We start from the raw sequence: 20695 nt of genomic DNA, 5'->3' as shown, positions 1-20695 counted from the left end.
ACCTCACCCTCACTTACGACACCGCCCGCGTCGACGGTGCCGCCGCGGCCGAGTTCCTTGACGTGGTGCGTCATCGGCTCGCGTCCGCGGACTTCGGCAGTGAACTCGCGTGACCGCGGAACGGAGGTGTGGTCGTGTTCCTCGGTGATCGGGTCGGCCACCTGGCGTACTCGACCCTCGTGCACCCCGGCGACAGCTGGCCCGAGATGCGCGAGAGTCTCGAGAAATTCGCCCCGTCGGTGAAGGCGCGGGTGTCACCGGACGCGCCCTACGGGGTGTCGCTGCGACTCTCGGCGGATTCGGCCCAGTACCTGACGGACGACGCCGAGGAACGGCAACGGTTGCGCCGCTGGCTCGACGACCACGACATGTACGTGTTCACCGTGAACGCGTTCCCGTACGGCCCGTTCAAGAACCGGGTGGTCATGGAGCACGTCTACGAGCCCGACTGGTCGACGGAGGACCGCGTCACGTACACGACGCAGGTCGCCGCCATCTTGGCCGAGATCACGCCCCCGCACGTGGCGCCCTCGATCCAAACGGCCCCGCTCGCCTTCAAGCCGACCGTCACCACCGACGCCGACCTGGATCGCCTGACGCACAACCTGTTGCGCGTCGTCGCCGACCTGATCGCGGTGGAGGCCCGCACCGGCCGGCGGATCAAGCTCGCGCTCGAACCCGAGCCTGCCTGCGTGCTCGAGACGACCGACGAGACGATCACCTACTTCCGCGACCACATCTGGTCGGCGCGCGGCCTCCGCACACTCGCTGAGCTCAGCGGCCTGCCCGCCGCCGAGGTCACCGGTCTTGTCCGCCGGCATCTCGGTGTCGTCTTCGACATCTGTCACCAGTCGGTGGAGTTCGAGGACATCGCCGCATCCCTGTGCGCGCTGAGGGACGCCGGGGTCCCCATCTTCAAGTTCCAGGCCGCCGCCGCATTGCGGGTGCCGCGGGTGACCAGCGAGGTTGTTGACGCCCTCACCCCCTTCACCGACACGATCTACCTCAGCCAGACGACCGAGTCGCGCAACGGCGCACTGCACCGGATGCTGACGCTCGAGCAGGCGATTGCCGGGTGGCGTCACGACCCGGGTGGTGAACGTGAGTGGCGCACCCACTTCCACGTGCCTGTCTTCCTCGACGACCTCGGCGGCTTCGGCACGACCCGGTCAGGCATCGAGGACGCGGTGGCGGTGCACGCCGAGACGCCGCTGTCGGACCACCTCGAGATCGAGACCTACACCTGGGACGTGCTGCCGTCGCGCTACAAGACCGGTGACATCGTCGAGTACGTGTCGCGCGAGCTGGAGTGGCTGCGGGACACCCTACACTCGGCCGTCGGTGCGGTCAGGGCATCCTGACACCCGTGGAGGCGGATCCCGACGAGGTCGCCGCCCGCGCGGTCCTGCCGCCGGAGGTGTGGGACTACTACGCGCAGGGCGCGGGCCAGCAGCAGACCCTGCACCAGCAGGCGGAGGCCTGGCGTCAAGTCTGGTTGCGGCCGCGGCTCCTGCAGGACGTGCGCGAGGTCGACACCGCCACGACCGTGCTCGGCACGCCGGTGCGCTCACCAGTGCTCGTCGCCCCGACCGCGCTGCACGGGCTCGCCCACCCGGACGGTGAGGTCGCCACCGCGGCCGCCGCCCGACGCGCCGGCAGTCTGTTCGTCAACTCGATGCGGGCGGGGCGGCCACTGCCGGAGATCGCCGCGACCGCCGGGCCGTTCTGGCAGCAGATCTACGTGCTGCGCGACCGCGGGGTCTCGGACGAGGTGGCCCGCTGTGCGGCGGACTGCGGCGCACGTGCCCTGGTCGTCACGGTGGACACGCCCTACGTCGCCCGGAAGGCCGCGGCGATCCCGGCCCGTCGCCCGACCGGCGCGGTGGTGCCGTCGCTGGCCGATCGTGACCTCGACGACCCGCGGCTTCAGCAGGCCGCAGACCTGGGCATCGCCGATTTGGGCCGGCTGCACGATCTCACCGGCCTGCCGGTGGTGGTCAAGGGTGTGCTGCGCGGCGACGAGGCGGTGCGCTGCGTCGACGCGGGTGCTGCTGGCGTCATCGTCTCGTCGCATGGCGGCCGGCAATTGGACGGAGTCGTTCCGGTGCCCCGAGCTCTCGCGGACGTCGTCGACGCCATCGACGGACGGGCCGAGATCTATGCCGACGGGGGAGTGCGGACGGGGATCGACGTGCTGCGCGCGCTCGCGCTCGGTGCCGGAGCCGTGCTGGTGGGTCGGCCGGTGCTCTGGGCGCTGGCAATCGGCGGGGAGGACGCGGTGGTTGACCGCCTCACCTCGCTCGGCGCCAAAGTCCGCGAGGCACTCGCGCTCGCGGGGAGTGCCCGAATCGCGGACGTCGGCCGCGACCTGGTGAGCTTCGCCCCTCGCTGACCACCTGCGACCAGTGCCGCACGCCGTTGACGATCTCGAACCGCCCTTGGAGGAGGCTGCGGTAGGAGTGCCTCGCGCTGGTGAGGATGCCGCGTCGGCCGTTGGTCTGTTGTAGTTGGAGCCCGCCGTCACGCCCCGGCACTTCGAGTCGGATCGCGACACGAAACCTCGATGAACGCTGAGCTGCGAGCGCCAATCCGGGTCGGCCGGTACCGCGCTGGAGGGGCTCCCGACGGGTTGACACGGTAGGGGTCACTGGTTCAAACCCAGTATCGCCCACCATCACGCGAGGCCCCGGTGATCATCCCGGGGCCTTCGTCGTTCCCCGGCCCGGCGCTTCGGCGCACCTCGTGCCTGCTGCGCGGTCGCCGCGCAGGCGCGGCAACTCGGGGGCCGACGACGGTGCCATCGGCCAGCCGCCGGAACAGCGGGTGTCCACAGCAGGTGTCGGGATCAGGCTGATTTGCGTGGATCAGGCGGTTCGAGAAGGCTGTGCGTGCGGTGACCCGGCCGGACCTCGCCGGGCAGCCGTGCAACCGAGCAGTGAGGAGCGACTGTGCGCGGAGCCGACAGACCCCGAGTGGCAGTGCTGCTCGCCGCCCTGATCGCACTCGTCGCGCTGGTTGCGTCCTGCACCTCGAGCAGGCGGCCGGCGACACGATCTCCGGAGTCGGGACCCGGTGATGCCTCGACCAGTCCGTCCTCGACCGCTGTGGCGGCGTCGACCGCGGATGCCGCTGCGCATGAGTACCTGACGGCGCTCGCCTCGTGGCGCAGCAGCCAGCTGGCGGCGCTCGCCGACGGAGCGCGGTTCACCTCGGCCATGCGGCTCGGCGCGACCGAGACGCCTGCCGAGCTGCGGCGACTCGTGGCCGCCTGCGGCCGCCTGAAGGCTGCTCGGGTCGCGATGACGTCGCTGCCGACGCTGCGCCCGCTGACCACGGGCGCGTCGACCTACGTCGCGGCCCGCCAGACCGCATCACGAGCGGCAGCGGCCGCCGTCACGGTGTCCGGCGATCTCGACCAGATGGTGAGTTACTGCGTGTTCTACACCGCCGGTGTGCGCTCGTCGCGGGTGCTCGACGCCTCCTACCGGTCGTGGGCGCAGCGGTTCGAGTACAGCGGAACCATCGTGATCGGCGGCAGAAGCTGGACGTGTCCCCCGGGGGAGCGCTGCACCCGAGACGATCCCGCCCTGTACGGCCCGTCGAGGACCGCCTACCGGCACTACGCCGATCTGGCGACCGCCTTCGCGACGACGTTCGCCGCCGAGCCCGTGCCGTTCGCGGGCACCGTTTGGGCGACGTTCTGGAAGTTGAACGCGCAGTTGTTCCGTGACGACGCGGCCGCCGCGCGTGCGTACGCCGCCGCGCTGTACACCTCGCGGCAGGCGGTCGCGGCGAATCAGTACGACGCGGCCTACCGGCGGCACGAGTCCGAAACCCTCCGCACAATCTCGCGGGGGATGTTCCCGCATGACGCCGTGCTGGCGTTCGAGCGGCTGCCCCACCACGGGAGCGGCGCGCAGTTCGCCTTCTTCGGCCGCTGGCAGCTGCAGCAGTCGGTCACCGAGGTCCGACACCTCCTGGAGACGATGGGCTGACGGGGCAGGTGTGACTGCTCTGCTGCCGGCCCCGCCACCCGGCTGCGCGGCCCATCACGCCCCCTTCTGCCCGGCGGCGGCCGTGCCCGCGCCGCAGCCGCTCGGTCTGCGGAACAGGACCCACACATCGACCTCGGACGTCGAGCCCGCGTGCTTGCGAGCAACGGTGGGCAATCCGCGCTGCTCATCGGTTGCCGACGGCGATCGAGCGCCACGAATCCCAGCTCGTGACGGCCATGGCCGGACACCGGCGCACACCTTGCACCGGTCCTGGCGAAGCGTCAGGGTGGATCGGTGCGCGTCGCCTTGATGATCACCTGCTTCAACGACGCGTTGTTCCCGGACACCGGGCGGGCGGTGCTGAGGGTGCTGGAGCGCCTCGGCGTCGAGGTCGGGTTCCCGCCGGCGCAGGCGTGCTGTGGCCAGCCGATGGTGAACACGGGCTATCTGGACGAGGCGGTGCCGGTGGTGCGCAACTTCGTCCGGGCGTTCGAGGGCTACGACGCGATCGTGGCGCCATCGGGGTCGTGTGTGGGGTCGGTGCGGCACCAGCACGCACTGGTGGCGCGGCGCAGTGGTGACGCCGGGCTGGCGTCGGCGGTCGCCGAGCTGTCGCCGCGGACGTACGAGTTCAGCGAGTTCCTGGTCGACGTGCTCGGCGTCGACGACGTCGGTGCGTCGTTCCCGCACCGGGTGACGTACCACCCGACGTGTCATTCACTGCGGATGTTGGGTGTGGGCGATCGTCCTCAACGGTTGTTGCGGAAGGTGCGGGGCTTGCAGCTGGTCGACCTGCCGGCGGCAGCCGAGTGCTGCGGGTTCGGCGGGACGTTCGCGGTGAAGAACGCCGACACCTCGGTCGCGATGGGCGCGGACAAGGCGCGGCACGTGCTCGAGACCGGCGCCGAGGTGCTGGTCGCCGGCGACAACTCGTGCCTGCTGCACGTGGGGGGACTGCTGTCGCGGCAGCGCGCCGGCGTCCGGGTGCTGCATCTGGCCGAGGTGCTGGCGGTGACGGCGTGAGCGCGACCTTCGTCGGGATGCCGGCGCCGTTCCCGGACGCGGCCAGAGCGGCGCTGGCAGACACGCAGTTGCGCCGCAACCTGGCGGCGGCGACGGGCACGATCCGTGCGAAGCGGGCCGCGGTGGTGGGCGAGCTGGACCAGTGGGAGGCGCTGCGGGTGGCAGGGGCGGCGATCAAGGACGCGGCGCTGCTGCATCTGGACGAGCACCTGCTGCGGCTCGAGGCGGCGTTGCAGGCGAACGGCGCGGTGGTGCACTGGGCCCGCGACGCCGCAGAGGCCGGCGCGATCGTCGCCGGCATCGCCCGCGAGCACGGCGTCGGCGAAGTCGTGAAGGTCAAGTCGATGGCGACCCAGGAGATCGAGCTCAACGAACAGCTGGCCGCCGCGGGGATCGCGGCGTGGGAGACCGATCTGGCCGAGCTGATCGTGCAACTCGGCGACGACCGGCCGTCGCACATCCTGGTGCCGGCCATCCACCGCAATCGGGCCGAGATCCGCGACATCTTCGCCCGGGCGATGAGCGACGCCGGGCGTCCTGCGCCCGACGACCTCACCGACGACCCGACGGCCCTGGCCGAGGCCGCGCGGCTGCACCTGCGCGAGAAGTTCCTGCGCGCGCGGATGGCGGTGAGCGGCGCGAACTTCGCCGTCGCCGAGACCGGGTCGCTCGTGGTGGTCGAGAGCGAGGGCAACGGGCGCATGTGTTTGACGCTGCCCGAGATCCTGGTGTCGGTGGTCGGCATCGAGAAGGTGGTGCCGGACTGGGTCGACCTCGACGTCTTCCTACAGCTGCTGCCGCGCTCGTCGACCGGTGAGCGGATGAACCCCTACACCTCGATCTGGTCGGGGGTGACGCCCGGCGACGGGCCGCAGCAGGTGCATGTCGTGCTGCTCGACAACGGCCGCACGCGTGCGCTCGCCGACCAGATAGGGCGGCAGGCGCTGCGCTGCATCCGCTGCTCGGCCTGCCTCAACATCTGTCCGGTCTACGAACGCACAGGCGGCCACGCCTACGGATCGGTCTATCCGGGACCGATCGGCGCGATCCTCAGCCCGCTGCTGCGCGGCGTCGGGCACGACGCACAGACCGACTCGCTGCCCGACGCCTCGAGCCTGTGCGGTGCGTGCTTCGAGGTCTGCCCCGTGCGCATCGACATCCCGTCGGTGCTGGTCGACCTGCGGGCCCAGGTCGTCGACTCCCAGCGCGGTGGCGCCCCGAAGCCCGAGGCGCTGGCCATGCGCGTGGCCGCCCACACGCTGTCGTCCGGTGCGCGGCTCGACCGGGCCGAACGGCTGTCCGGCCTGGCCGGCCGCCTGCTGCGGCGCTTCGGCCGCGAGACGATGCCCGGTGGCCGCCGCGCCCTGCGCCGCCTGCCCGGCCCCGGCTCGCGTTGGACCTCCGCGCGCGACCTGCCCGCACCACCGGAGCAGTCGTTCCGTCAGTGGTGGCATCGGCAGCACGGGCAGGGACGTCGATGAGCGCGCGCGACGAGATCCTCGCCCGCGTCCGCACCGCGGTCGCCGACGCAGCGGACGACCGCGTCCAGGTCGACCGCGGCTACCGCGACGTGCCGCCACCGGCCGACCCGGTCGAACTGTTCGCCGCCTGCGTCGCCGACTACCGGGCCACCGTCCACCACGCCGCCGGCGACGAGGTCGCCGCCGTGCTCGCCGACCTGCTCGCCGGCGCCACCACCGTCGTCCCCGACGGCTTCCCCTGGCCGGTGACCGACGGCGTGCCGGACACCAGGCTGACCCCCGCCGAACTCGACAGGCTCGACGCCGTCGTCACCACCGCCGCCCTCGGCATCGCCGTCACCGGCACCATCGTGCTCGACCACGGCCCCGGCCAAGGACGCCGTGCGCTCACCCTCGTCCCTGACCGGCACGTCTGCGTCATCACCACCGAGCAGATCGTCGCCGACGTCCCCGAGGCGGTCGCCGCCCTCGACCCCACCCGACCGCAGACCTGGATCAGCGGACCGTCAGCCACCAGCGACATCGAACTTCGACGGGTGGAGGGTGTGCATGGCCCACGTCGCCTGCACGTCGTGATCGTCCAAGAGTCGGATCCGCTCCGGGTGCTGCCCAAGTAACTCTGTTTACTGTAGCATCGGGGCCGTTCGGGCAGGTGCCGGCTGGCCATCGGGAGGTTCGCGTGCCGATCCGCGTCGTGCAGTGGGCAACCGGGGCGATGGGGGCCGCGACGCTGCGCGGTCTGCTCGACAGCGACGAGGTCGAGGTCGTCGGCGCCTTCGTCTACAACCCCGCGAAGGCCGGACGCGACGTCGCCGAACTGGTGCGCCGCGCGCCGATCGGGGTCGCGGCGACGAGCGACGTCGACGAGATCCTGGCGCTGGACGCGGACGTCGTCGTCCACGCCGGTCGGTTGGCCGAGTACGGCAGCCACGACGACGACATCGCCCGGCTGCTCGAGGCGGGCAAGAACGTCGTCAGCATCAACGGGTACTCGCGTCCGCAGCACTGGACGGGCCCGCGGCTGGAACGGCTCGAGCAGGCGTGCCGCAGCGGTGGCGCGAGCCTGATCGGTGCCGGGCTCAACCCCGGGTTCGCCGCCGAACAACTCGCCGCGGCCGCCACGGCCGTCTGCCTGCGGGTCGACCGCATCGAGGTCGTCGAGCACGTCGACAGCAGCCCGGTGCAGCAGGCCGCCTACCTCTTCGACACGCTCGGCTTCGGGCAGGACGCGTCCACCGTCGACCCGAACGCCGTCGGTGACGACGGCTCGACGTGGGGACCGGCCGGCGCGCTCAACGGCATGTACGAAGAGGTGCTGGCCGCGCTCGCGCACAACATCGGGACGGTGGTCACCGGTGTCACGACGCGGCACGTCGTGCACGCCGCGAGCAGGGACGTCCAGCTACGCACGGGTGTCGTGCAGGCCGGCGGCATCAGCCACACCAACTGGCGCTGGGAGGCGACGACCGAGGCGGGCGTCGACCTGGCGATGTCGATCCACTGGTACGTCGACACCGAGCACCTCGAGCAGCCTGATCCGCCGCTGTGGCGCATCACCGTCACCGGGCACCCCGGCATCACCCTCGCCGTCGAGCTCGAGAAGCACCCGGACGACACGACGCGCATGTCCGCCGAGCAGTACGCCCTTGCGGCGCAGGTGCTGCGCGCGGTGCGGTACGCCGTCGACGCCCCGCCGGGCGTGATCAGCCGTCCGATCGTCACGCCGTACGACGCCCGATCGTCGAAGGAGCACTGATGTCACAGACGCTCACCTCGTTCCGCGATCGCGTGCTGGCCGCCAACTCGCCGGCCGACCTGCTGCGGCACAACGCGGCCGAGCGACCTGCTGCGCCCGCGATCGTCGGCGACGGGCGTCCGGTCACCCACGGGGAACTCGACCGCCGTTCGAGCGCGCTGGCGTCGGGGCTGATCGCGGCCGGCCTGCAGCAGGGCGAGCGGGTCTGCTACCTGGGCCGCAATGCCACCGAGTACTGGGAGCTCTTCTTCGCGGCGGCGAAGGCCGGCCTCGTCGTCGTCCCGCTCAACTTCCGGCTCGCCCCCGCCGAGGTCGAGTGGATCCTCGGTGACGCGGACCCCGCCGCGATCCTGGTCGAGGACCAGCTGGTGCACGCGGTGCCCGCGGCGTTCGCCGGCCCGCGCCTGTGGTTCACGCAGGGCGATGCAGCCGCGCCGGAGGGTTGGACGCCGCTCGAGACGTTCCTCGCCGAGGCCTCCGGTCCGGACCCGCATCGCGACGCGCCAGGCGACGAACTCTTCTGCATGATGTACAGCTCCGGCACGACCGGCCGGCCCAAGGGCGTCGAGACGACGGCCGCCGCGATGCTCTGGGGCGTGGCGACGTTCGGGTCGCAGTTCGACGTGTCGCCGTCCGCGATCAGCCTCGTGCCGACGCCGTACTACCACATCGCCGCCGGCGGCTGGTCGCTCATCGCGCTCGGCGCCGGCGGCCGGATCGTGCAGTTCACCGAGGTGACGCCGCAGGCGCTGCTGACGAAGCTGGTCGGCGAGCGTGCCACGCACGTGATCATGGTGCCGACGGTCATCCAGGCCTTCGTCAGCAGCCCGGAGGCGTCCCGGGCCGACTACTCGAGCGTCGAGTGGCTGGTCTACGGCGGCTCGCCGATCTCCGAGTCGACCATGGTGGCGGCGCAGCGCGTGTTCGGCGCGAAGCTCGCGCAGAGCTACGGCCTGACCGAGACGGTCGGCGTCACGACGATCCTCGGGCCCGACGACCACGTCGTCCGCGAGGACAGCAAGCTCCGCTCGGCCGGACGAGCGGTGCCCGGCGTGGAGGTCGAGGTGCGCGACCCGGTCACCGGCGACGCGGTCGCGATCGGCGAGGTCGGCGAGGTCGTCACCCGCGGGCCGGTGGTGACGCGCGGCTACTGGCGGCGTCCCGACGACACCGCGGCCGCGTTCTGGCCAGGTGGCTGGTTCCGCACCGGCGACGCCGGACACCTCGATGCCGACGGCTACCTGTTCCTCAAGGACCGCATCAAGGACGTCATCAGCTCCGGCGGCGAGAACGTCTATCCCGCCGAGGTCGAGAACGCGATCATGTCGCACCCGGACGTCCTGGAGGTCGCCGTGATCGGCGTCCCGTCCGAGCGGTGGGGCGAGTCGCCCCACGCCGTCGTCGTGGCGCGACCGGGGCGCGCGATCGACGGTGAGGCGATCATCGCCCACGCGCGCGGCCTGCTGGCGGGCTACAAGTGCCCGCGGTCGGTCGAGGTCGTCGATGCCCTGCCGCGCAACCCTTCGGGCAAGGTGCTCAAGCGCGAACTGCGCGCACCGTTCTGGGCCGGACGCGACCGCAACATCTCCTGACACGACACCGCCGACGCCGGCTGACCGGCGTCGGCGGTGCGCAGGAGGTGTGCAGCAGTCAGACCAGCTCGAACCGGACGCCGGCCAGCTCCGGCACCGTGACGTCGCCGGCCTGCTCGGCGCGCCGCAGCCGCACCGTCCACTGCGCCGACGGTCCGCCCGGCACGAAGTGCACGGTCGTCTCGCCGAGGTCGACCTCGGTCGCACCGGCCGAGGCATCGAACCCGAGCACGTCGTGCCACAGCGCCGTCATCGCGGCCGGGTCGGCGACGGGGACGTCCACCGACACGATGCGGTCGACGGTCGCGCCCGACTCCGGGCCCGGGTCGACGTCGTCCCAGAACCACACGTCCGGGTCGTCGATGCCGTCGAGCTCGAGCAGCAGCCCCATGTCCTTCGGGTGCAGCTGCACGACGTTGTGGCCGAAGACGACGACGTCGGCGACCGCGCGCACGCCGCGCGCCTCGGCCCGCGCCTTCGCGGCACCGGGGTTCGAGTGCTGCACCGACAGGCAGTACCCGCCCCGGCCGCCGATCTTCTGCAGCCAACGGTGGACGCCGGCACGCTCGTCGATCGGCGCGACGAACTCGAGGTAGGTCGTGTCCGAGACCGGCATGGTGGCGTCGACCAGATGCATCTCGTGCACCTCGGGGTCGGCGAAGCCGGGGCCGAGCCCGAACGCCTTGCGCGTCGCGGCGACGTCGCCTTCGTGGTCGGTGGTCGCGATGACGACCTGGCGCAGCTTGGCCCAGTCCTTCGATCCGCTCATGCTCGTGCCCCTCGTCCTCGTGGTGTCGTCGGCGGATCAGTACTACAACAAACAGAGTCAGTGGTCAACGATGGGTGCACGCGGTCGTTGCTTGTCAAAGCCGACCTCGCGTACTACAACTGACGAAGTTACAGCGGTCGGCGCAGGAGACAGGACATGGGTATGGACGGGCCACTGGCCGGGCAGGTCGGCATCGTCACCGGCGGCGGCAAGGGCCTCGGCCGCGCCTTCGCGCTCGACCTGGCCGCGGCCGGCGCCACCGTCGTGGTCAACAACCGCAACCGGCAGGTCGACGCCGACGGTCGCGGGCCGGCCGACCACGTCGTCGACGAGATCCGGGCCGCCGGCGGGACGGCCGTCGCCGAGCACAGCGACGTCGCGGACGCCGATGCGGCGCAGGCCATCTTCGACGCCGCGCTGGGCGTGGCCGGCCATGTCGACTTCCTGGTCGCGAACGCCGCGGTCAGCAACCCGGCCATGTTCCACAAGAGCACGCCCGAGGCGTTCGACACCGTCACGAGGATCAACATCAGCGGCAGCGCGCATCTGACGATGCTGTGCTCGGCGCACATGCGCGCACAGTCGGCCGGACGCATCGTGCTGATCGCGTCCACCGCCGGGCTCTACGGCGAGCCGACCGCGTCCGCGTACACCGCGAGCAAGGGCGCCCTCATCGCACTGGGGCGGGCGATCGCGGTCGAGGGTCAGGCGCGCAACGTCCTGACGAACGTCGTCCTGCCCTACGCCACGACGCAGATGACCGACACCGGCATGCATGCGCAGTACCGCGACATCATGACGCCCGAGGCCGTCGCGCCCGTCGTCACCGCGCTCGTCGACCCGGCGTCGACGCTGAACGGCCAGGTGATCGTCAGTGCGGCCGGTGCGATCCGGGTCGCGAGCACCGTCGAGTTCGGTGCGGTGCCGCTGCCGGCGGGGCACGTCTCGCCCGAGCAGCTCGGGGCGCTCATCGCACGCAGCCGCGAGGCCGAACCGCGCGAGTTCCCGGAGGCGCTCTCGGCGTTCCTCGACCTCGCCGGTGAGATCACCCGCGACCGCACCGTGCCGGCGTGACGGCGCCTCGACCCGACGACGAACGGAGGAGCAGCGATGCGGCTCTACGCCGATGACCAGGTCGCCGCGTTCGAGCGCGACGGCTGGTGGGACGGCACCACCTGGGTCGACCAGTTCCGCCGACGCGTCACCGAGTTCGGCGAGCGCATCTCGCTCGTCGACCCGCTGAACCGCGAGTCGATCACCGACGGGCCGCCCCGACGGCTGACCTGGCTGGAGGTCGACGACGAGGTCGACCGGCTCGCTCGCGCGCTGTTCCGCGCCGGCGTCCGGCAGGACGACGTCGTCGGCGTGCAGCTGCCGAACACCGTCGAGCTCGCGATGGTCTTCATCGCCACCGCCACGCTGGGCGCCATCGCCTGCCCGTTCCCGATCCAGTACGGCGGCCACGAGCTCGGCCAGATGGGCGAGCTGGCCGGCCTGACGACGTTCGTGACCACGACGCGTGCCCGCAGCGCGCGACCGGCCGACACCGCGGTCGGGCTCGTCGGCAGGATCCCCACCCTGACCACCGTGCTCTGCTGGGGCGACGCCACACCCGCCGGTGCCGTCGACCTCGCGGGCGAACTGCTCGACGACCACCTGGACGCCGAGTACCGCGCCTACACCGACGCGCTGGTCCGCCACCCGAACGACTGCGTGACACTGTGCTGGACGTCCGGCACCGAGGGGGTGCCGAAGGGAGTGCCGCGGGCGAGCGGCGACTGGCAGACCATCGCGCTCGGGACGATCGAGACGCCCCGGCTCACCTCGGACGACGTCCTGCTGAACCCGTTCCCGATGGTGAACGCCGGCGGCATGGCCGGCATGTTCATGCCCTGGCTCATGCTCGGCGCCCGGCTGGTGCAGCACCACCCCTTCGACATCGAGGTGCTGATCCGGCAGATCGAGACCGAGCGGGTGACCTACACGTGCGCGCCGCCGGCCGTCCTCGACGCGCTGGTCGGCGACCCCACGGCCCTGGCCGGACGGGACATCGGCTCGCTGCGCGCAGTCGGCTCGGGGTCGGCGCCGCTCGCCGGCTGGATGATCGAGGCGTGGGAGCGCGGGCGCGGCGTCGAGGTGCTGAACCTCTTCGGTTCGAACGAGGGTCTCTGCCTGTTCGGCTGCCCGGACACGATCCCGGACCCGGCCGAACGCGGGCGGCTGTTCCCGCGTCCCGGTGACCCGTCGTTCGCCTGGCGCACGCGGATCGGCCGTGAGAGCCGCTCGCGGCTGGTCGACCTCGAGACCGGCGAGGACATCGAGGAGGCAGGTCACCCCGGCGAGCTGCGCGTCTGGTCGCCGGCCGTGATCGCGGGCTACTGGGGCGCGGACGCGCCGAGCCCGTTCGACGAGCAGGGCTTCTACCGCACCGGCGACATCTTCGAGATCACCGGCGACGGCGGCCACCTGCTGGTCTACGTCGATCGCGCGAAGGACCTCATCAGCCGCGGCGGCTACAAGATCTCGGCCGTCGAGGTCGAGACGCTACTCTCCGCCCACCCGAAGATCGCCGAGGTCGGCGTCGTCGGCATGCCCGACGAGCGTCTCGGCGAGCAGGTGTGCGCGTTCGCCGCACCACGCGACCCGGCCGACCCGCCGACCCTCGAGGAGCTGCACGAGGTGCTGCGCGCCAAGGACGTCGCGCGGTTCAAGTGGCCGGAACGCCTGGAACTGGTCGAGGCGCTGCCCCGCAACCCCGTCGGCAAGATCCTCAAGCGCGACCTGCGTGCGGGCCGCTGGGTGGTCGCCGCGCCGCGCTGACGGCGCGCCATGATGCGGCCGGCTGTGAATCCGATACGTAGAGTGGCGGCGTGCAGCTCGCGAAGGACTCCGCGTCGAACCGGGTGACGATCCTGGACGCCGGGGGGCCGAACGCCATCGCCGTCTCCAACGGCATCGTCGGTGACGAGTGGACCCTCTGGATCGTCGAGATGGGCCTGCACGGCGTCACCCAGTACAACGAGTGGCTGCGCGCCGGCCCGATCTCGAGCTCGGTGCTCACGGCCCGCCTCGCGCGGCTGGTCGAGGCCGACATCATGGAGCGCGTCGAGTACAACTCGCGCCCGCCCCGGCACGACTACGTGCTGACCGCGCGCGGACGGTCGATGTGGCCGATCCTGCTCACGATGTGGGACTGGGAGCAGACCTGGGTCAACGACCCGAACGAGCACCTGCCCCGCATGCTGCACACGACCTGCGGCGAGATCTTCTCGCCCGAGATGCGGTGCGACGCGTGCGACGAGCACGTCGAACCGCGCGACATCAGGTCGAAGTTCGGCCCGAGCGGCACGTGGGAGCGCAGCGTGCCCTCGGCCGCCACGCGGCGTCGCTCCGCCAAGGGCAGCCGCCCGGTCGAGCTGGTCGAGCAGACCATGGCGCTCATCGGCAACCGGTGGTCGGCCGCGCTGCTCGGCGCCGCGTTCATGGGTGCCACCCGTTTCGGCGAGTTCCAGCAGCGCATGGGCGCGCCGCCCACGATCGTCGCCGACCGGCTGAAGAGCTTCTGCGACATCGGGGTGCTCGTGCAGACCCCGAACCCGCGTCGCGCCGACTGGGCCGTCTACCACCTCACCGACAAGGGACGCGGCTTCTTCCCTGTCGTCGCCTCGGTGCTCGAGTGGGGGCAGCGCTGGTTCCGGTCGCCGGACGGCCAGGCGATGCGTCTCGAGCACCAGCGCTGCCGGCGCACCTTCCACCCGCGGCTGGTCTGCAACGTGTGCCACACCCGGCTGCGCGGCCACACGGTGCGTGTCGTCCGCGACGCGGAGGCCGAGGACCAGGCGCGGGCGGCGCTGGGCGCAGCCCGCCGCTGACCGACGGAGCGGACGCCCCTCAGCGCCCGGTGCTCGGCGGCGCGGTCGAGTGCAGCACCTTCGCGACGCCGCGCTCCCAGCGCACCGGGTCCAGCGCGTACTTGGCGCGCGCCTCCATCGCCATGCGGTCGGTGTCGGCGACGCGTTCGCCGCGCTCCATCGCCTTGAGCCCCGCGATCGCGATGTCCCGCGGCGCCTCCTTGGCGCCGACGACGTGGTCGGACATGCGGGTCTCGACTGAGCCGACGACGAGTGCGGTGACGCTCGTGCCCTGCGGTTCGAGCTCGGCGCGCGCGATGATCGACAGGAACATGGCGGCCGACTTGGCGGGGGAGTAGCCGCCCATGAAGGCCGTCGGGAACGCGCCGGCGACGGACAGCACGTTGACGATCGCGCCGCCGCCGTTCGCGGCGAGCACGGGCGCGAAGGCGCGGATCATGTTCAGCGGCCCGAAGTAGTTGACCTCCATCTCCTGCCGCGCCATGTCGGGATCGGCGGCCAGCACCAGCCGGTCGCGGCCGTGCAGGCCGGCGTTGTTGACGATGACCGTCGCGTCGTCGCACGTCGCCGCCGCCTTCGCGACCGACGCGGTGTCGGTGACGTCGAGATGGACAGGCACCGCGCCCGCGTCGAGCAGGGCCTGCGGGACGTCGGCGACGGTGCGCGCGCCGCAGTAGACCTTCGCCGCGCCGCCCTCGAGCAGCTGCTGGACGAACGCCTCCCCGATGCCCCGATTCCCTCCGGTCACCAGTGCCACCGACCCGGCCACCCTTGCGCCCATGCGTCGTCCTCCGCCCGTTCGCTCGTCGACGTGCGGTCACGCTACAACTAACAGCGCGACCTGCCAATGACCGGTTGTCGCGGGCATGTTGCGAATCGGCCGCCAATTGTTGCCGGGTCGTTGACCGGGGGCGCGCTCGTGTTGTAGGAATCGACACTGCTAATTGTAGTAGCGCTCGTCACTCCAACTGTCGAAGCCACCATGGCCCTGATCGGCGGCGGCGACTGCACACCCGATCCACGAGTGTCGATCGGACGACCAACGGCTGGAGGCTCCTGTCGTGCTCGAGATTCGCGATGTGGTCCTGCGCTTCGGCGGCATCACCGCGTTGGAGGGCGTCTCGTTCACCGTCGCCGACGGTGAGATCTGCGGCCTGATCGGGCCGAACGGGGCGGGCAAGACGTCCCTGTTCAACTGCGTCACCAGGGTCTACCGTCCGTCCGAGGGCTCGATCAGCTACAACGGCGTCGACCTGCTGTCCCTGCGCCGGCACCAGATCGTGCGCAAGGGCATCGCGCGCACGTTCCAGAACCTCGCGCTGTTCCCGTCGCTCACCGTGATGCAGAACGCGATGATGGGCGCCCACTCGCGTTCGACGCCACGCCTCGTGCCGAGTGCACTGAGCTGGCCCACGACCCACCGCGCGCGGCGGCAGCTGGAGTCCGAGGCGTGGTACGTGCTCGAGGAGCTCGACCTCGTCGACATCGCGCACGAGTTCGCCAAGGGACTGCCGTTCGGGACGCTCAAGCGCGTCGAGCTCGCCCGGGCGCTCATGGGGCGCCCGTCGATGCTGCTGCTGGACGAGCCGGCCGGCGGCCTGACCCACGCCGAGGTGCACGACCTCGGCCAGCTGATCCTGCGGATGCGCGCGACCTTCGGCTTCAGCGCGCTGCTCGTCGAGCACCACATGGGCATGGTGATGGGGATCTCCGACCACGTCGTCGCCATGGACTTCGGGCGCAAGATCGCCGACGGGCCGCCCACCGAGGTGCAGCGCTCGCCCGAGGTCATCGCCGCCTACCTCGGACGCGCCGCATGAGCGCGCCGCTGCTCGAGGCCGTCGGCCTCTCCGCCGGGTACGGCCAGTCGAATGTGCTGCGCGACATCGACCTCACCGTCGGCGCCGGCGAGGCGGTCGTCGTGCTCGGCGCGAACGGCGCCGGCAAGACGACGCTGATGCGCGCGATCTCCGGCCTCATCCCGCACACCGGCGAGATCCGTGTCGACGGCAAGGTCGTCACCAAGGTGCGTCCGGACGCCATGCTGCGGCTGGGCATCAGCCAGATCCCGCAGGGCCGCGGGACGCTCACCGACATGACGGTCCGCGACAACCTGCGGGTCGGTGCGGTGAGTCGCAAGCCCGGCCCGGACGTCGCCGAGGACATCGACCAGTGGTGCACGGTGTTCCCGCCGCTCGGCAAGCGGCGCGACCAGATCGCGGGCACCCTCTCGGGTGGCGAGCAGCAGATGCTGGCCGTGGCCCGCGCGATGATGTCGCGCCCGCGGCTGCTGCTCTGCGACGAGGTCAGCCTCGGCCTGGCGCCGTTGATCGTGCAGGGCCTGTTCGAGGTGCTGGCCCGGGTGAACGCCGAACGCGGCACGGCGGTGCTGCTCGTCGAGCAGAACGCGGAACTCGCCCTCGACATCGCCTCCCGCGTGTACCTGCTCGAGGTCGGCTCGGTCGCATCGAGCGGCCCGACCGAGGAGTTCAGAAGCAACGACGCGATCCGTCGCGCCTACCTCGGCTACTGAAGGACGACCGTGGACATCTTTCTCGACCGGCTCTTCTCCGGCATCACCGACGGGTCGATCTACGCGTTGATCGCCCTCGCGCTCGTCGTCGTCTTCCGGAGCTCGGGCACCATCAACTTCGCGCAGGGCGAGTTCGCGCTCTTCACCTGCTACGTCGCCTGGTGGCTGCACACCAAGGGCGTGCCGATGTGGCTCGACGTGATCGCCGCGATGGTCGTCGGCTTCGCGATGGGCGTCGTCGCCGAGCGCGCCCTCGTGCGCCCCGTGCGGCGCCGCAGCGAGGTCGCGACGCTGATCGTCGGACTCGGCCTGTTCACCGCGCTCAACGGCGCGGACGGCTGGATCTGGGGGCCGGCGGACAAGACCTTCCCCGAGCTGCTGCCGCACGCGGCCGACGACTACTTCGACATCCACGGCTCGCGTCTGCACTACGACTCGATCGGGATCTTCCTGGCGCTGGTCATCGTCGTCATCGTGCTGATGCTGCTGTTCAACCGCACCTCGCTCGGCCTGCAGATGCGGGCCGTCGCGACCAACCCCGAATCGGCCGCGCTGTCGGGCGTGAAGGTCGGCCGGGTGCTCAGCGTCAGCTGGGGGCTGTCGGCGGCGATCGGCTCGCTGGCCGGCTGCCTGCTGGTGCCGGTGCTGCCGCCGAACCAGCTCGACCTGAGCAGCTTCTTCTCGATCCTGATCCTGGCGTCCGCCGCCGCGCTGTTCGGCGGCCTGGACAGCGTCAAGGGCGCGGTCGTCGGTGGCCTCGGCCTCGCCATCGCCGAATCGATGATCAACGGCTACGCCACCTTCCTCGGCGGCTCGCTGCAGTTGACCTTCGCGCTGTTCATCATCGTCGTCGTCCTGGTGTTCAAGCCGACCGGCGTCTTCGGCGCCCGACGAATCGAGCGAGTGTGACCACGACATCCCAGATCGACGGCGACTCCTTCGACCGCCCGCAGACCGTCGACGGCGAGCTGGTCGCCTCGCGCGAGGAGGCGCGCCCGCCGCGCCGCGGTGCGCGCGCCCGGTCACTGCCCTTCGTCGTGCAGCGGGGCTCGGGCGTGCACCTCGGCCTGGTCGCGCTCGGTCTCGCCGCCGTCGTCGGCGCGATCCTCTACGGCGGCTCCATCGGCGCGTTCGAGCAGGGCCAGCTCACCCGCGTGATGATCTACGCGGTCGCGATCGCCGGGCTCAACATCGCCACCGGCTACACGGGTCTGGTCTCGGTCGGGCACTCGGCGTTCTTCGGCCTGGGGGCGTACACGACCGGCATCCTCGTGGTGAAGTACGGCTGGGAGGCCGAGAAGACCCTGCCGATCGCCTTCGCCGTCTGCTTCGTCGTCGGCCTGGTGGTCGGCCTGCCGGCACTGCGCATCCGCGGCCTGTACCTGGCGATCGTGACGCTCGCGTTCGGCGTCGCGTTCCCCGAGGTGGTCGCCCGCTTCGACGGGCTCACCGGTGGCGCGTCCGGGCTGACCATCCGGCTGCGCGACCTCAAGCCGCCGGAGTGGACCGGCTACAACCTCGGCGAGCAGCCGCGCTGGCTGTACTGGTTCTCGGCCGCGGTACTGCTGGTCGTGATGATCGTCGTGCACAACGTGGTGCGCAGCCGCTACGGCCTGGCCATGATGGCCTCGCGCGACAACGAGATCGCCGCGTCGTCCTGCGGCGTCAACCTGGCGGTGGCGAAGACCGTGTCGTTCGGGCTGTCGGGCGCCATCACCGGCGTGGGCGGCAGCCTGTTCGCGATGTACCTCGGCACGCTCGTCGCGAACGACTCGTTCACACTGCTCAACGCGATCGCGCTGTTGACGGGGCTGGTCATCGGCGGTGAGGGCACCCGGTTCGGCGCCATCGTGGGCGGCCTCGCGGTGGTCTACATCCCCTACTACAGCTCGTCACTCGGCCAGGGTGAGTCGGCGGCGGTCATCTTCGGCGCCGCCCTCATCGTCATCGTCTTCGTCGCCCCCGAGGGCATCACCGGTGCCTTCTTCCGCTTCCTGCGGCGGGTCCTCCGCGTGATCCCGCGAACCCCTCGGCCGTATGTCCGCGCGGACCGGCCGGAACAGCCGGCCGCCGCCACCGCGGCCCGTCCCGACACGACCTCGGGAGGTGACCCGGCCGACGCGCCCGATCCGATCTGACCAGCCCCGGCCGGTCCGCACGACGGCCCACTGCATCTGGCAGGAACACACAGCGTTTCGTCGAGGAAGAAAGGGCTTATCAAGGCTATGGAGCGACTCACTCGGTCCCGGCTCGGGATCACGATCGCATCGGCGGCGGCGCTCGCCGTCACCCTCACCGCCTGTTCGTCGTCCGGCAGCAAGGGCGGCGGCGGCAGTTCGACCGCCACGGGCGGTGGCACGACGAGTACGCCCGCTGCCGGCCCGAGCAGCACCGGCGGCGGCACGACGTCCGGCTTCAAGGTGGACACCAGCAACTGCAACGACCCGTCGTCGGTCACCAAGCCGGTGACGGGTGACTGGAAGATCGGCTACAGCCTCCCGCTGTCCGGCCCGGTCGCCGGCGTCGTCGAGTACTACCTCGAGGGGTGGAAGGCGCACATCAACGCCTTCAACGCGGCGGGCGGCATCAACGGCAAGAAGATCGACGTCGAGTACAAGGACGACCAGTTCACCCCCGACCGCGCCAAGTCGAACCTGACGCAGTTCCTGCAGAGCGACCACGTGAACTCGCTGATCACCTTCGGCAGCGGTGGTGTGGGCGCGATGGCGGACACGCAGAACGCGGCCTGCGTGCCGCTGCTGTACCCGAGCTCGTCGGTGCAGGCGTACCGCGACATCAAGCAGTACCCGTGGACGGTGCAGTTCCTGCCCTCGGGTGAGGCCGAGGCGAACTACGACGTCAAGTACATCCTGTCGAAGTTCCCCGACGGCGCGAAGGTCGGCATCGCGGTCAACCAGACCCAGTCGGGCATCGGTGAGCGCGACGCGTTCAAGGCCGCGGCGAAGGGCACCAAGCTGACCATCGCGGTCGAGGCCGACGAGACCGACCCGAACTCGGCCGCCACGAAGTTGAAGGCCGCCAATGTCGACGTCGTCTACAACGCGGGCATCAGCACGGACTGCGGCCCGCTGGTCACGGCGATGAGCCGCATCGGCTTCACGCCGAAGTTCACGCTGAACCCGGACAACTGCGCCGACACCACCGCCTACATCCAGGCCGGACAGGCCGCCAACGGCAACGTCGTCCCGTCCTACCTGAAGAACCCGGCCGACCCGTCGCTCGCGAACGACCCCGGTGTCAAGACCTACCTGTCCGAGGTCACGACGTCGAACAAGCTCAACGCGATCGCCGTCGCCGGCTGGGTCGCGGCCGACCTCACGATCAACACGCTGAAGCAGGCCGCCGGCATGTCCGGTGGGTTGACGGAGGGCAACGTGATCGCGGCGGCCCGTGATCAGGACTACGCGTGCCCGATGCTCGGCAACGGCATCACGTGGATCAGCAAGCCGGACGAGCTCGTCGGCTTCAGCGGCTTCCAGACGCAGGTCTGGGACGCCGCGAGCAAGACGTTCAAGCCGGACGGCGGCGTCATCTCCATCGGCGCGAAGTAGTCACCCCAGGTCCGCCGGGCGCCCGGGCGGGGGCCGGCCCGCCCGCCCGCCCCCCCGGCCGCCCCCCCCCCCCGGGGGGGGGGGGGGGGGCGGCGCCCCGCA

Annotated in this window: 18 protein-coding genes; 16 read left to right on the top strand and 2 right to left on the bottom strand. The window is 71.2% G+C overall.

Features of this window, described 5'->3' with window-relative positions:
• Positions 1–134: 134 nt before the first annotated feature.
• The 8 genes from eboE (at position 135) to ACTHMS_RS06935 (ending at position 9847) form a co-directional block, all read left to right on the top strand.
• The gene (gene eboE / locus ACTHMS_RS06970) at positions 135–1361 is read left to right on the top strand and encodes a metabolite traffic protein EboE (RefSeq protein ID WP_440305941.1); all 1227 of its coding nucleotides are present in this window, start codon (positions 135–137) and stop codon (positions 1359–1361) included.
• 5 nt (positions 1362–1366) lie between these two features.
• Positions 1367–2392 (top strand): alpha-hydroxy acid oxidase, encoded by a 1026-nt coding sequence (locus tag ACTHMS_RS06965; RefSeq protein WP_440305940.1) that lies wholly within the window; start codon positions 1367–1369, stop codon positions 2390–2392.
• Between the two features lie 712 nt (positions 2393–3104).
• Positions 3105–3995 (top strand): hypothetical protein, encoded by an 891-nt coding sequence (locus ACTHMS_RS06960; protein WP_440305939.1) that lies wholly within the window; start codon positions 3105–3107, stop codon positions 3993–3995.
• Between the two features lie 309 nt (positions 3996–4304).
• Complete coding sequence (locus ACTHMS_RS06955) at positions 4305–5018, top strand: (Fe-S)-binding protein (RefSeq protein WP_440305943.1); 714 nt, start codon at positions 4305–4307, stop codon at positions 5016–5018.
• Positions 5019–5035: 17 nt separating this feature from the next.
• Positions 5036–6499 carry a lactate utilization protein B gene (locus tag ACTHMS_RS06950; protein ID WP_440305942.1) on the top strand — a complete coding sequence of 488 codons (1464 nt, stop codon included), beginning with the start codon at positions 5036–5038 and terminating at the stop codon, positions 6497–6499.
• Positions 6496–7116, top strand: coding sequence for a LutC/YkgG family protein (locus ACTHMS_RS06945; protein WP_440305938.1), 621 nt, complete (start codon positions 6496–6498; stop codon positions 7114–7116). The genes ACTHMS_RS06950 and ACTHMS_RS06945 overlap by 4 nt, the downstream gene beginning before the upstream one ends.
• 62 nt (positions 7117–7178) lie before the next feature.
• Entirely contained in the window at positions 7179–8255 is a 1077-nt protein-coding gene (locus ACTHMS_RS06940) for a hypothetical protein (RefSeq protein ID WP_440305937.1), read from the top strand.
• Complete coding sequence (locus ACTHMS_RS06935) at positions 8255–9847, top strand: long-chain-fatty-acid--CoA ligase (protein WP_440305936.1); 1593 nt, start codon at positions 8255–8257, stop codon at positions 9845–9847. The genes ACTHMS_RS06940 and ACTHMS_RS06935 overlap by 1 nt, the downstream gene beginning before the upstream one ends.
• A 58-nt stretch (positions 9848–9905) precedes the next feature.
• On the opposite strand, the gene ACTHMS_RS06930 is transcribed toward ACTHMS_RS06935, so the two are convergent.
• Positions 9906–10616, bottom strand: coding sequence for a hypothetical protein (locus tag ACTHMS_RS06930; RefSeq protein ID WP_440305935.1), 711 nt, complete (start codon positions 10614–10616; stop codon positions 9906–9908).
• A gap of 162 nt (positions 10617–10778) precedes the next feature.
• On the opposite strand from ACTHMS_RS06930, the gene ACTHMS_RS06925 reads away from it, so the two are divergent.
• Genes ACTHMS_RS06925 through ACTHMS_RS06915 form a run of 3 tightly spaced genes read left to right on the top strand, consistent with a single transcriptional unit; the run spans position 10779 to position 14488 of the window.
• Positions 10779–11690: an SDR family NAD(P)-dependent oxidoreductase gene (locus tag ACTHMS_RS06925; protein ID WP_440305934.1), complete on the top strand. Its 912-nt coding sequence runs from the start codon at positions 10779–10781 to the stop codon at positions 11688–11690.
• 36 nt (positions 11691–11726) lie between these two features.
• Positions 11727–13436, top strand: coding sequence for an AMP-binding protein (locus tag ACTHMS_RS06920; RefSeq protein ID WP_440305933.1), 1710 nt, complete (start codon positions 11727–11729; stop codon positions 13434–13436).
• Positions 13437–13486: 50 nt separating this feature from the next.
• Positions 13487–14488, top strand: a complete 1002-nt coding sequence (locus ACTHMS_RS06915) for a winged helix-turn-helix transcriptional regulator (protein ID WP_440305932.1) — start codon at positions 13487–13489, stop codon at positions 14486–14488.
• A 19-nt stretch (positions 14489–14507) separates the two neighbouring features.
• On the opposite strand, the gene ACTHMS_RS06910 is transcribed toward ACTHMS_RS06915, so the two are convergent.
• Entirely contained in the window at positions 14508–15269 is a 762-nt protein-coding gene (locus tag ACTHMS_RS06910) for an SDR family oxidoreductase (protein ID WP_440305931.1), read from the bottom strand.
• A 280-nt stretch (positions 15270–15549) separates the two neighbouring features.
• On the opposite strand from ACTHMS_RS06910, the gene ACTHMS_RS06905 reads away from it, so the two are divergent.
• The 5 genes from ACTHMS_RS06905 (at position 15550) to ACTHMS_RS06885 (ending at position 20593) form a co-directional block, all read left to right on the top strand.
• Entirely contained in the window at positions 15550–16308 is a 759-nt protein-coding gene (locus ACTHMS_RS06905) for an ABC transporter ATP-binding protein (RefSeq protein ID WP_440305930.1), read from the top strand.
• Entirely contained in the window at positions 16305–17021 is a 717-nt protein-coding gene (locus tag ACTHMS_RS06900; protein WP_440305929.1) for an ABC transporter ATP-binding protein, read from the top strand. Before ACTHMS_RS06905 ends, ACTHMS_RS06900 begins: the two co-directional genes overlap by 4 nt.
• A gap of 9 nt (positions 17022–17030) precedes the next feature.
• A complete protein-coding gene (locus ACTHMS_RS06895; RefSeq protein WP_440305928.1) occupies positions 17031–17930 on the top strand; it encodes a branched-chain amino acid ABC transporter permease in 900 nt (299 codons plus the stop codon).
• On the top strand, positions 17927–19159 hold the full coding sequence (locus ACTHMS_RS06890) for a branched-chain amino acid ABC transporter permease (RefSeq protein ID WP_440305927.1): 1233 nt from the start codon (positions 17927–17929) through the stop codon (positions 19157–19159). The genes ACTHMS_RS06895 and ACTHMS_RS06890 overlap by 4 nt, the downstream gene beginning before the upstream one ends.
• A gap of 87 nt (positions 19160–19246) precedes the next feature.
• Complete coding sequence (locus ACTHMS_RS06885) at positions 19247–20593, top strand: ABC transporter substrate-binding protein (protein ID WP_440305926.1); 1347 nt, start codon at positions 19247–19249, stop codon at positions 20591–20593.
• Positions 20594–20695 lie beyond the last annotated feature (102 nt).

Source organism: Jatrophihabitans sp., from assembly GCF_051960575.1.
Classification (GTDB): Bacteria; Actinomycetota; Actinomycetes; order Mycobacteriales; family Jatrophihabitantaceae; genus JBQCEE01.
This window is presented reverse-complemented; position numbering and strand designations above follow the sequence as displayed.

Excerpts from the sequence above, each read along its gene's own strand:
- ACTHMS_RS06885 (WP_440305926.1), top strand. The coding sequence starts at position 19,247 with ATGGAGCGACTCACTCGGTCCCGGCTCGGGATCACGATCGCATCGGCG.
- ACTHMS_RS06945 (WP_440305938.1), top strand. The coding sequence starts at position 6,496 with ATGAGCGCGCGCGACGAGATCCTCGCCCGCGTCCGCACCGCGGTCGCC.
- ACTHMS_RS06925 (WP_440305934.1), top strand. The coding sequence starts at position 10,779 with ATGGACGGGCCACTGGCCGGGCAGGTCGGCATCGTCACCGGCGGCGGC.
- ACTHMS_RS06900 (WP_440305929.1), top strand. The coding sequence starts at position 16,305 with ATGAGCGCGCCGCTGCTCGAGGCCGTCGGCCTCTCCGCCGGGTACGGC.
- ACTHMS_RS06935 (WP_440305936.1), top strand. The coding sequence starts at position 8,255 with ATGTCACAGACGCTCACCTCGTTCCGCGATCGCGTGCTGGCCGCCAAC.
- ACTHMS_RS06920 (WP_440305933.1), top strand. The coding sequence starts at position 11,727 with ATGCGGCTCTACGCCGATGACCAGGTCGCCGCGTTCGAGCGCGACGGC.
- ACTHMS_RS06955 (WP_440305943.1), top strand. The coding sequence starts at position 4,305 with ATGATCACCTGCTTCAACGACGCGTTGTTCCCGGACACCGGGCGGGCG.
- ACTHMS_RS06950 (WP_440305942.1), top strand. The coding sequence starts at position 5,036 with ATGCCGGCGCCGTTCCCGGACGCGGCCAGAGCGGCGCTGGCAGACACG.
- ACTHMS_RS06930 (WP_440305935.1), bottom strand. The coding sequence starts at position 10,616 with ATGAGCGGATCGAAGGACTGGGCCAAGCTGCGCCAGGTCGTCATCGCG.
- ACTHMS_RS06910 (WP_440305931.1), bottom strand. The coding sequence starts at position 15,269 with ATGGGCGCAAGGGTGGCCGGGTCGGTGGCACTGGTGACCGGAGGGAAT.